Genomic DNA, 11076 nt, shown 5'->3' with positions numbered 1-11076 from the left:
CTTGACCCGGGCGGCCAGGGCCGCCAGCGGGGCCGGCTGCGGCTGGAACACCGGGATGGTGCTGCGGATCGCGTCGGGTGCGCGCAGGAGCGTCGCATGACCGCCGCCTGCCACCAGGGCACGGACCTCCGCCGCCCTGGGATCATCCATCACCGCGAATATCTGGCCACCCACCTGGTCGAGGAAAAGGTCCGCCCCGAGACCCAGCAGCGCTTTGGCGGCCGCAACGCCCTCGGTGGGCGCCACGGACAGGCGCCACAGGACCGGCCGGTCCGGCAGCACGCGCAGGTCGCGGAGCCGCTGCCAGAGCGCGATGCTCTCCTCGGCCAGCACAAGGTGCGGCAGGCCCTTGCCCACCACCTCGCCGATCAGGCCCTGCATCCGGTCCTCGACCGACGGGCGCACACCTTCCACCCGCAGCAGCGCCACGGCGGTCTGCGCCCTGGCCAGCGCGTCGACCTCGCTGCGTCCCGCTGCCTTCGCCGGCAGCAGGGCCGCCCCGGAGATCTCGAACGCGGTGCCCGCTGCCTTGCGCATCCGTGCCGCCAGGTCGGCCAGGTCCTCGCCGAAGATTGCGAGCGTCTGGGTGCATTCGGGGGCCGGCAGCACCTTGAAGGTCACGTGCCCCATCACCGCCAGTGTGCCGAACGAGCCGGCCAGCAGCTTGCACAGGTCATAGCCGGTGACGTTCTTGACCACCCGCCCGCCGGTCTTGATCGCCTCGCCGCGCCCGGTGACGCACTGCACGCCCAACAGATGGTCGCGCGGCGCCCCGGCCTTGAAGCGCCGCGGCCCCGCCAGGTTGGTGGCGAACACCCCGCCCATCGTCGCCTGGCCCGGTGCCGCGCCATACCAGCTGGACGCATCCGGCGGCTCGAAGGCCAGCTGCTGCTGGCGCTCGGCCAGCGTCGCCTCGATCTCGGCGAGCGGCGTGCCGGCCCCGCAGGACAGGACCAGCTCGCCCGGCTCGTAGAGGGTGATGCCCGACAGCCTGCGGGTCGAGAGACCGGTCGGCTGCGCTGCGGGCTGGCCCAGCCCGAGCTTGCCGCCCTGGCCCAGCACGGAAATGGGCCGCTCTTCCGCGAGGGCGGCGGCCACCATGTCGGCCGCCTCGGCCAGGCTCTGCGGCAACAGGAGTTCCATCGGGCAAATGTTCCGGCGGTCAGAAGCGGGGCAGGTCGGCGAACGGGATCCGCCCGCCGGAGACGTGGAGGCGGCCCATCTCGGCGCAGCGGTGCAGCTTGGGAAAGACCTTGCCGGGGTTCAGGATCTGCTCGGGATCGAAGGCGCACTTCACCCGGATCTGCTGGTTCAGGTCGGCCTCCGTGAACATGGCCGGCATCAGGTCGCGCTTCTCCACGCCCACCCCATGCTCGCCGGTGAGCACGCCGCCCACCTCCACGCAGAGCTTGAGGATGTCGCTGCCGAACGCCTCGGCCTTCTCCAGCTCGTCCGGCTTGTTCGCGTCGAACAGGATCAGCGGATGCAGGTTGCCGTCGCCGGCATGGAACACGTTGGCGACGCGCAGCCCGTAGCGCTTCGACATCTCCTGCATCCCGGCCAGCACCTCGGCCAGGCGTGCGCGCGGGATCGTCCCGTCCATGCAGTAATAGTCCGGCGAGATCCGCCCCACCGCCGGGAAGGCCGCCTTGCGCCCGGCCCAGAACAGGAGGCGCTCCTCCTCGCTCTGGCTGACCCGGATGGTGGTCGCACCATGCTGGCGCGCGATGCCGGCCACCGTCTCGATCAGGTGGTTCACCTCGACCTCGGGCCCGTCCAGCTCGCAGATCAGCAGCGCCTCGACGTCCAGCGGGTAGCCGGCATGGAGGAAGTCCTCGGCCGCCTGGATCGCCGGCCGGTCCATCATCTCCAGCCCGCCCGGGATGATTCCGGCGCCGATGATCGAGGCCACCGTGTCGCCGCCCTGCTCGGAGGTCGCAAAGCCCATGAGCACGGCCCGCGCCACCGGGGGCTTCTGCAGGATGCGCACGGTCACCTCCGTGACCACGCCCAGGAGCCCTTCCGAGCCGGTCATCAGGCCCAGGAGGTCATAGCCCTCGGAATCCAGGTGCTTGCCGCCCAGGCGCACGATCTCGCCGGTGGGCAGCACCATCTCGATGCCCAGCACGTTGTTGGTGGTGAGCCCGTATTTCAGGCAGTGCACCCCGCCCGAGTTCTCGGCGATGTTGCCGCCGATCGAGCAGGCAATCTGCGAGGAGGGGTCCGGCGCGTAATAGAAGCCGGCGTGTTCCACCGCCTTGGTGATGCCGAGATTGGTGACGCCCGGCTGCGCGGTCACGGTCCGGTTCTCGAAGTCGATGTCGAGAATCCGGTTGAACTTGCCCATGCCCAGCACGATGCCGTCGACCAGCGGCAAAGAGCCGCCCGAGAGCGAGGTCCCGGCGCCGCGCGGCACCACCTTGACCTTCTCGCGATGGCACCAGGCCAGCACCGCCGAGACCTGCTCCACCGTGCTGGGCAGCACCACCGCGATCGGCACGGCCCGGTAGGCCGAGAGCGCGTCGCACTCGTAGGGGCGCAGGCCCACCTGGTCGGCGATCACGCCCTCGCCCGGGACGATCGCGCGCAGTGCAGCCACGATCTCCTCGCGGCGCGCGAGAATGCCCTCGTCGGGCGGTGGCATGTGCATGGCGATCTCCCGTGGCCCGGGCCTTTTTGGAAAGGTTCCGGACAGATGGCAACGGCCGGGGCAAGGACCGTTGCCCGGAATGGGATCAGCCGCGCTCGAAGTAGCGGATCAGCTCCCAGTCGGTCACGGCCCGGTCGTACTCGGCCTGCTCCCAGCGCGCCGCATGGACATAGTGATCGACCACCGCGTCCCCAAGGGCGGCACGCATCACCTCGGACCGGTCGAACCGCTCGGTGGCCTCGCGCAGCGTGGACGGCACTGCCGGCACGTCGCCGGACTGGTAGGCATCGCCGGAGAAGGCCTCGGGCAGCTCCAGCCCCTGCTCGACCCCGTGCAGCCCGGCCGCCAGCAGGCCGGCATAGGCGAGATAGGGGTTCACGTCGGCACCCGGCACCCGGCACTCGACGCGCAGGGAGGCACCGCCCGAGCCCAGCACCCGGAAGCCCGCGGTACGGTTGTCACGGCTCCAGACCAGGTTGGTCGGGGCGAAGCTGCCGGCCACGAAGCGCTTGTAGCTGTTGAGGTTGGGGGCGAGCAGCAGGGTCGCGTCGCCGCCAGCCGCCAGCAGGCCCGCGAGATAGTTCTGGAACAGCTTGGAGAAGCCGTTCTTGTCGTCCTTGTCGGCGAACAGCGGCTTGTCCGCCTCCTGGTCCCAGAGCGAGGCGTGGATGTGGCAGGAGCTGCCGGCCAGGTCCTTCTTCCACTTGGCCATGAAGGTGATGGCCTTGCCCTGCTGCCAGGCGATCTCCTTGGCCCCGTTCTTGAAGACGACGTGCCGGTCGGCCATCTCCAGCGCCTCGGCATAGACCAGGTTCAGCTCCTCCTGGCCGGGCCCCCACTCGCCCTTGCTCTCCTGGACCGGGATGCCGGCGGCATCGATGCCGTTGCGGATCGCGCGCAGCAGCTTCTCGCGCTTGGTGCCCTCGAAGATGTGGTAGTCCTCGATATACCAGCCGGACGTCTGGACATCGTGGTAGCGCTTCTCGCGCGCGGTGCGGAAATCGTCGTCGAAGGCGTAGAATTCCAGCTCCGACGCCATCTTGGCCATCATGCCCCGCTGCGACAGCCGGGCCAGCTGCTTCTTCAGGATCGCGCGCGGGCTGTGCGGCAGGGGCTCGCCGTGATGGTCGACCACGTCGCCCAGGCAGAGCGCGGTCGCGTCCAGCCAGGGGATGCGGCGCAGCGTGGCCAGGTCCGGCTTGATGACGAAGTCGCCATAGCCCTTGTCCCAGGAGGCGGCCTTGAAGCCGGGCACCGGCTCCATCTCCATGTCGACCGCCAGCAGATAGTCGCAGGCGTGCCATTCCTTGACCACGCTATCTAGGAAGAACTGGCCGGTCGCGCGCTTGCCGATCAGGCGCCCCTGCATGTCGGTGAACGCCACCACCACCGTGTCGATCTCGCCGGACGCCACGAGTTCCTCGAGCTGGTCCAGCGTCAGCATGCCGTTCATGCGAAGGGTTCCTTAAGAGCGCGCGCCAGTGACGTCGATTTCTGGCCGGCAGAGGTGCCGCGTCGGACGACGGAACGCAACGGTGACCTTCATGGGGCCTCCGCCCGGCATCCAGGGCAGGGAGACCGGCAGCCGTCGGAATATCAAGAAGAAGCCGACGATATTTCCAGCCAAAGATGAAACCTGGCTCCGACCAGGATGTTCTGAGGTCCTGGCGTTGCTCGATCCGGCTCTCGGCAGGAACGATCAGGTCGGCATGAAGGATGCGACCGGTGACCAGTGCGTACGGCGACACGATCGACCTCGGCAGCCACGAATGGGGCTACGAGCAGGGGCTGGCCGACCTGAACTACGAAGTAGCCGACGGTCCGCAGGACGAGGATGTCCTGGGCATGACCACCTCGCTCGACGACCTGATCCAGGGCACACCCGAGGACGACATCCTCATGGGCGGGCTCGGCGACGACACGGTCCAGTCGTTCGGCGGCGCGGATTATCTGGATGCGGGGCCCGGCGACGACTTCGTGATCGCGGACAACACCACCGGGCAGGTCCTGGCCGGCAGCGGCGACGACTATGTCTACGTCACCGGCGGCGCCGCCACGATCTCGCTGGGCAGTGGTGCCGACAGCCTGGAGTTCGTGGCATTCGGCAAGGGTGAGCCGTTCGGCGTGCACCGGGTCCTCGACTATGATGTGTTCGAGGACGGCCCGCTCAACATCACCGCCTATCTGGACGCCATGGATCCCGGCAACGTGCCGAACCTGGACAGCAATGGCGACGGGGTGATCGATGCCGCCGACCGCGGCGTGGCGGTGGTCGACGGCACCATGTTCATCGACCTGGCGATCGCCTGGTACCACGACCTGCCGATCGGCAGCTCGGTGATCGCCCTGGACGGCGTGGCCAGCCTGCCTCTGGACGTGATCGGCTGACAGGGGCTGATCAGGGCAGCGGGTCGCGCCGGCGAGGACAGGATCCTGGAGAGCGACCCTGGCAACGACAGGTCGTCGCTGTCCTGGCCGCCTCAGGCGGGCGGCACCTCGACCACCCGCCCGGTTTTCGCCGCCTCCATCACGCAGTTCGCGAGCAAGGTCGCCCGCCAGCCGTCATGGGCATCCACCAGCACGCTGGTCCTGCCCGCGACCGCCGCGATGAAGTGGTCCAGCTCGATGCGATAGGATTCCCGGTAGCGGTCCAGGAAGAAATAGGGGACCGGGTCCTGCTGCGGGCCGTTGCCATTGTGCAGGCTGACCGTGGTGCGCTGCACGTTGCCGGACTGGAGCATCCCGCCCCGGCCGAACACCTCGATCCGCTGGTCGTAGCCGTAGGCGGAGCCCCAGCTGTTGTCGATCCGGGCCATCCTGCCGCTGGCGGTGGTCAGGATCGCCACGGCGGTATCGACCTCCCTCAGCTCGGCAAAGCGCGGCTCGACCAGGTTCGCGGCGAACGCCGCGACCTTGACCGGCTCCTCGCCCAGGAGCCAACGCGCCATGTCCAGGTCGTGGACCATGGTCTCGGTGAACAAGGCACCCGGCTCGTTCGCCAGATAGTCGTAGCGCGGCGGCTCGGGGTCGCGGCTGGTGATGCAGACCAGCTCCGGCCGGCCGATCTCGCCCGCGGCCAGGCGCTCCTGCAGCCGCGCATGGTTGGCGTCGAAGCGGCGGTTGAAGCCGGTCATGGTGACGATGCCGCTGTCCCGTGCCAGGGCCGCCAGCGTGCGGGCGTCCTCCGGGTCGGCGGCCAGCGGCTTCTCGCACAAGGTCGGCTTGCCCGCCGCCAGCGCCTCGTGGACGTAGAGGAAATGCGCCGAGGAGGGCGAGGCCACGATCACCGCGTCGATCGCCTGCGAGGTGATCACGTCGACCGGCGTGGTCGAGGCCATCGCCTCGTAGCGCTCGGCCAGTGCAGCGGCGGCATCGGCATCCTGGTCCACCACGGCACTCAGGCGCGCATTCGGGTGGGCCGCCACGTTCTCGGCATGCAGTCGGCCGATCCGGCCCGCCCCGATCAGACAGAAGCGCAGCTTTGGCGCATGGTCGCCCATCGTTTCCTCCCCTTCGCCGGTTCACCCGAAGATGATAGCGCTTGGCTGCGGCACTCCGGGAGGGGTGACCGGGAAGGAACAGGTCGTTGCGTCTCAGCGGTATCCCGTTGGCCGTCCTGCTGCTCATGGCGGGCGTGTCGATGTTCGCCATCCAGGATACGATCGCCAAGCTCTTGGGCGAGGCCGGCTACCACCCGCTGCAGATCGTCTGGGCACGCTATACCTGCCACCTGCTGATCGCGGCGGCGGTGCCGTTCCTCCATCGCGGCCCGGTGCCGTGGCGCTCCACGCGACCCAAGCTGCAGCTCGGCCGCTCGGCACTCATCGCCATGGCGACCGTGTGCGCCGTGACCGCGCTGAAATACCTGCCGCTCGCCACGGCCGCCACCATCGCCATGACGGCACCCTTGTTCGTCACCCTGTTCGCCATCCCGGTCCTGGGCGAGCAGGTCGGCTGGCGCCGGCTGACCGCACTGGGGGTGGGGTTTGGTGGCGTGCTGCTGGTGCTGCGCCCGGGCATCGCCGAGTTCGACCCCATGGCGCTGGTGATGCTGGCATCCGCGGCGATCTCGGCTCTCTACCTGACGCTCACCCGGATCACCTCGCGGATCGACCCGCACGAGGTGAGCTTCTTCTTCACCGCCGTGGTCGGCTCGGTGGCCAGCCTGCCGGCCATGTTCTTCGTGTTCGAGGTCCCGGCCAATGGCTGGCACCTCGCCATGTTCCTGCTGATCGGCTGCTTTGGCGGGCTGGGCCACCTTCTGGTGATCATGGCGCACCGCCACGGGCCCGCCGCGGTGATCGCACCCTTCACCTACACCCAGCTGATGGTCGCCGTGTTCCTCGGCTGGCTGGTCTATGACCGCCTGCCCGACGCCTTCACCTGGGCGGGTGCCGCGGTGCTGGTGGGTTCCGGCCTCTATGTCTGGCGGCGCGAATGGGCGCGGGCCCGGGCGGAGCGGCGGCGCATCCCGACCAGTTCCTGAATTCTTTGCCGGAAATCCATCGGTCAAGTATCCGGAAACAGTGACTTATATCGCTGGCGCGTCTAAGCAGGCCTGCTAGCGCACGACGCATCACGCTATAATGCGCTGATCTCCTGCCTTGCAGTGGAGAGGGTTGATGCCACGTTGCGCTTCAAGTACCCGGACTTTGCGGCACCGGGCAGGGCTGCTCGTCAGCTGCGTCCTGCTCGCCCCCGCCACGGCCCTGGCCGCTACCGCCACGGCCTGGGAGCCGCTGCCCGGCCTGTCCGCCGGGCTCTGCCGCTCCGGCAGCGCGTTCCATGCGGCCCTGGCGGCCGCCGACCTGCCGACCTTCCGCACCGAGGGCTTCAAGCCCGGCTATGGCCTGCTCCAGGCAGCGACCGAAACCGACCGGGAGGCAGCGCCGCTTGGCCAGCTGCCGCTGGGCGAAGGTTATGGCAACTCCACGCTCCAGCTGAGCACGGCGAGCGAGCGGGCCCGGCGCTGGTTCGATCAGGGGCTGCAGCTCAGCTGGGGCTTCGACCACGAGGATGCCATCGCCGCATTCCGCAACGCGCAGCTGTCCGATCCCGGCTGCGCCATGTGCTACTGGGGCGAGGCGTTCGCCTGGGGCCCGAACATCAACGCGCCGATGTCGCCCGAGGCGGTGCCCCCGGCCTTTGCTGCGATCGCGCAGGCGAAATACCTGGCCGAGGGCGCCAGCCCGCTCGAGCGCGACCTGATCGATGCGCTGGCCAAGCGCTATTCGGTCAATCCCGACGCGGACCGCGGGATGCTGGACCGGGCCTATGCCGACGCCATGGCGGAGCTGGCCGCCCGCTATCCGGACAATGACGAGGTCCAGGTCCTGTTCGCCGACGCGCTCATGAACCTGCAGCCCTGGGACTACTGGCAGGCCGACAAGGTGACGCCCAAGGGGCGCACCGCCGAGCAGGTCGCGGCCCTGGAGCGGGTCCTGGCACGCAATCCGGACCACGCCGCCGCGATCCATCTCTACATCCACACGGTGGAGGCCTCGACCACGCCGGAGCGTGCCGAGGCCTATGCCGACCGGCTGGCGGCCCAGGCCCCATCCGCCGGCCATCTCGTCCACATGCCGGCGCATATCTACTACCGGATTGGCCGCTACCTGGATTCGCTGGAGGCCAACAAGACCGCGGTCGGTGTGGACGAGGCGCTGTTCGCCAAGGCGCCGTCGGCCGGCATGTATCGCTACGTCTACTACCCGCACAACGTCCACTTCGTGCTGGTTTCGGCCGCCCGTGCCGGTGACGGCCAGGCGGCCCTCTTGGCCGCGGACAAGCTCGGCACGATCCTGTCCGACGACCTGGCCCGGCAGTTCGGCACCGTCCAGGCGATCATGCAGGCACCCTACTTCGCCCGGGCCGAGTTCATGGATCCGACCATGATGCTGGCCCAGCCGAAGCCCAGCGCGGGCCTGCCTTGGGTCGAGGGGAACTGGCATTACGCACGCGGTGCCGCAGCGGTCCGCAAGGGTGATCTGGCCCTGGCCCGCGAGGAGCTGGCGGCGATCGCCGCCATCGACGAGGCCAACGACTTCGCCGACATCGAGGCGCAGATGGTACCGGCGGGCGCGGTCCTGCGCATCGCCCAGCTCGTGCTGGACAGCCGGATCGCCCGGGCTGAGGGCAGGCCGGGCGACGCGGTGGCGAGCCTGGAAGAAGCTGCAACGCTCCAGGACGGCCTGACCTACATGGAGCCGCCCTACTGGTACTACCCGGTCCGGCAGTCGCTGGGTGCCGCCCTGCTGGAGGCCGGCCGGCCGAAGGAGGCGATCGACGCGCTGACCGCGGCGCTCGAGGAGGCGCCGAACAACGCCTATGCGCTGGAGGCCCTGCGCCAGGCCCATGAGGCACTGGGCGATGCCGAGATGGCGAAGGCGGTCGCGACCCGCTTCGAGGCGGCCTGGGCGGGCAGCGCGCCGCCGGCACTCGACGGCATCTGACCGCCTGGGCCGCAGACCCGGCCGCGAGGCCGGATTGTGCCCGCCCCCCCGTCCGGACGATGGTGTCGCCCGGACGGGCGGGTATCGGGGCGGGGAATGGCACGGAATGCCGGTTGCCGGCAGGTGGACGTGGCCGACACCGGCCGCTTCCTCGTGCTGCCGATGGCGATGCTGTACCCGACCCGAGCACCGGCCGCCCCGCTGCGCTTTGGCCCCTATCCGCTGGAAGCGGCACGGGATGCGCCACCGTCGGCCGACGTTCTACGCTTCCTGGCGAAGAGGTGCTTTGACCGCTGAGCGGCGTCCCCGGGCCGGGGGCACTGGGAGCCCATGAAGATCACATGGGCTCCCGGCCGATCTGTGCTATTCTGCCCGATCGTCAGTTGGTCAGCTGCTGACCTGAGCCGCGCAACAGTGCGTTTTACCAAACGAACCCGAGGAAGCGGCCTTTCTCAATGACTTGAATATTTTCGACAGCGTTCACTGCGCATCCAGCCGGTCGTCCAGCGCATCGCGCAGCCCGTCGCCCACGAAGTTGAAGCTGGCCACCGCCAGCGTGATCATCACGCCCGGGAAGATGGCGAGCCAGGGTGCCGAGGTCAGGTATTGCTGGGCGTTGTTCAGCATGTTGCCCCAGCTCGCCATGGGCGGCTGGATGCCGTAGCCGAGGAAGCTGATATAGGATTCCATCAGGATCGCGCGGGCCACGGTGAGCGTGGCCGCGACCACGATCGGGCCGATGACGTTCGGCAGCAGCTCCCGGAAGATGATCGCCGTGTCCGAGGCGCCGATCATTTCGGCGGCCACGGTGAAGTCGCGCTCGCGGAGCGAGCGGATCTGGTTCTGGACCACGCGCGCCACCTCCATCCAGCTGGTGGCGGCGATGATCAGCGTGATGGTGAGCACGTTCGGCTTGATGAAGGCCGCCAGCGCCAGGAGCAGGAACACCGAGGGGAAGCACAGGATCGCATCCACGATCCGCATCAGCACCGCACCCACCCAGCGCCCGTAGAAGCCGGCCACCGCCCCCACCACCGTCCCGATCACGATCGAGATCATCATGGCGAGGAAGCCCACGGTCAGCGAGATCCGGCCGGCATGGAACAGCCTTGCGGCATGGTCGCGTCCGAGCGGGTCGGTGCCCAGGATGTGCGCGCTGACGAACGGCGGGGCGAAGCGGTTGCGGATGTCGATGAACAGCTGGTCGTAGGGGACCAGATGGGGGCCGAACGCCGAGAGCAGGACCAGCAGCACGATGGTGACCAGGCCGAACACGGCCAGGCGGTGGCGCAGGAAGCGGCGCAGGGCACGGTGGCGGGTCGGCGGGGGCAGGACGACCGGCTCGATGGCGGCGGCAGCGGCTTGGGCCATGGCGGTCAGTCCAGTCGGATGCGGGGGTCGACCACGGCGCAGAGCAGGTCGGCCAGGAGGTTGCCGACCAGCACCATCACCGCGGTGAACATCAGGATGCCCATCACCACCGGGTAGTCGCGGTAGCCCAGGCTATCCAGGAACAGCCGGCCCATGCCGGGCCAGGTGAACACGGTCTCGGTGACCAGCGCACCACCCAGCAGCGTCGGGATCTGCAGGCCGGCCAGGGTGATCATCGGGATCAGCGCGTTGCGCAGCGCGTGGCGCAGCAGGATCTGCCGCTCGGGCAGGCCCTTGGCGCGCGCGGTGCGGATGAAGTCCTGGTTGATCACGTCCAGCATCGCCGCGCGCATGTAGCGGCTCCAGATCGCGACCTCGACCAGGGCCAGCACCAGGGCCGGGGCGATCAGGTGGTGCAGGTAGTTCAAGAACGAGCCGTCGCCCACCGTGTAGCGGTTGCCGGGCGGCAGCCAGCCGAGCTTGACCGAGAAGACGTAGATGGTGACCAGGCCGAACCAGAAGGTCGGGATCGACAGGGCGATCATGGCGCCGATCGTCGCCAGGTAGTCGAAGAAGGAATAGCGGCGGATCGCCCCCATCACG

General features: G+C 69.0%; 10 protein-coding genes. 4 read left to right on the top strand and 6 right to left on the bottom strand.

The window, feature by feature from the left end; translation table 11 throughout:
- The 3 genes from VNS22_RS07385 to VNS22_RS07375 all read right to left on the bottom strand — a co-directional run.
- A partial coding sequence (locus VNS22_RS07385) for an FAD-binding protein (RefSeq protein WP_325731109.1) occupies positions 1–1143 on the bottom strand: 1143 nt, incomplete at its 3' end.
- A 19-nt stretch (positions 1144–1162) separates the two neighbouring features.
- Positions 1163–2650: an FAD-linked oxidase C-terminal domain-containing protein gene (locus tag VNS22_RS07380; protein ID WP_325731108.1), complete on the bottom strand. Its 1488-nt coding sequence runs from the start codon at positions 2648–2650 to the stop codon at positions 1163–1165.
- 85 nt (positions 2651–2735) lie between these two features.
- The gene (locus tag VNS22_RS07375) at positions 2736–4103 is read right to left on the bottom strand and encodes a glutamine synthetase family protein (protein ID WP_325731106.1); all 1368 of its coding nucleotides are present in this window, start codon (positions 4101–4103) and stop codon (positions 2736–2738) included.
- 272 nt (positions 4104–4375) lie between these two features.
- On the opposite strand from VNS22_RS07375, the gene VNS22_RS07370 reads away from it, so the two are divergent.
- Positions 4376–5038, top strand: a complete 663-nt coding sequence (locus VNS22_RS07370) for a hypothetical protein (RefSeq protein ID WP_325731105.1) — start codon at positions 4376–4378, stop codon at positions 5036–5038.
- 92 nt (positions 5039–5130) lie between these two features.
- Here the strand turns inward: VNS22_RS07370 and iolG are convergent, their stop codons facing one another.
- Positions 5131–6150 (bottom strand): inositol 2-dehydrogenase, encoded by a 1020-nt coding sequence (gene iolG / locus VNS22_RS07365; protein WP_325731103.1) that lies wholly within the window; start codon positions 6148–6150, stop codon positions 5131–5133.
- A gap of 86 nt (positions 6151–6236) precedes the next feature.
- Here iolG and VNS22_RS07360 point away from each other — a divergent pair, with 86 nt between their 5' ends.
- From VNS22_RS07360 to VNS22_RS07350, 3 genes are all read left to right on the top strand, one after another.
- Entirely contained in the window at positions 6237–7136 is a 900-nt protein-coding gene (locus VNS22_RS07360; protein WP_325731101.1) for a DMT family transporter, read from the top strand.
- A gap of 136 nt (positions 7137–7272) precedes the next feature.
- The gene (locus tag VNS22_RS07355) at positions 7273–9102 is read left to right on the top strand and encodes a hypothetical protein (RefSeq protein WP_325731099.1); all 1830 of its coding nucleotides are present in this window, start codon (positions 7273–7275) and stop codon (positions 9100–9102) included.
- 129 nt (positions 9103–9231) lie between these two features.
- A complete protein-coding gene (locus VNS22_RS07350) occupies positions 9232–9399 on the top strand; it encodes a hypothetical protein (protein WP_325731097.1) in 168 nt (55 codons plus the stop codon).
- Positions 9400–9582: 183 nt separating this feature from the next.
- On the opposite strand, the gene VNS22_RS07345 is transcribed toward VNS22_RS07350, so the two are convergent.
- The gene (locus tag VNS22_RS07345; RefSeq protein WP_325731095.1) at positions 9583–10473 is read right to left on the bottom strand and encodes an ABC transporter permease; all 891 of its coding nucleotides are present in this window, start codon (positions 10471–10473) and stop codon (positions 9583–9585) included.
- Between the two features lie 5 nt (positions 10474–10478).
- Positions 10479–11076, bottom strand: a 598-nt coding sequence (locus VNS22_RS07340) for an ABC transporter permease (protein ID WP_325731093.1), incomplete at its 5' end; no start/stop codon positions are given.

The sequence above is a fragment of the Geminicoccus sp. genome (assembly GCF_035556675.1).
Lineage (GTDB): Bacteria > Pseudomonadota > Alphaproteobacteria > Geminicoccales > Geminicoccaceae > Geminicoccus.
Note: the sequence above shows the minus strand (reverse complement) of the source record. Positions and strands in the feature narration are given on the sequence as shown.

What these genes read in the sequence shown, in the direction of transcription:
- VNS22_RS07380 (WP_325731108.1), bottom strand. Translation starts at nt 2,650, where the DNA reads ATGCACATGCCACCGCCCGACGAGGGCATTCTCGCGCGCCGCGAGGAG.
- VNS22_RS07375 (WP_325731106.1), bottom strand. Translation starts at nt 4,103, where the DNA reads ATGAACGGCATGCTGACGCTGGACCAGCTCGAGGAACTCGTGGCGTCC.
- iolG (WP_325731103.1), bottom strand. Translation starts at nt 6,150, where the DNA reads ATGGGCGACCATGCGCCAAAGCTGCGCTTCTGTCTGATCGGGGCGGGC.
- VNS22_RS07355 (WP_325731099.1), top strand. Translation starts at nt 7,273, where the DNA reads ATGCCACGTTGCGCTTCAAGTACCCGGACTTTGCGGCACCGGGCAGGG.
- VNS22_RS07345 (WP_325731095.1), bottom strand. Translation starts at nt 10,473, where the DNA reads ATGGCCCAAGCCGCTGCCGCCGCCATCGAGCCGGTCGTCCTGCCCCCG.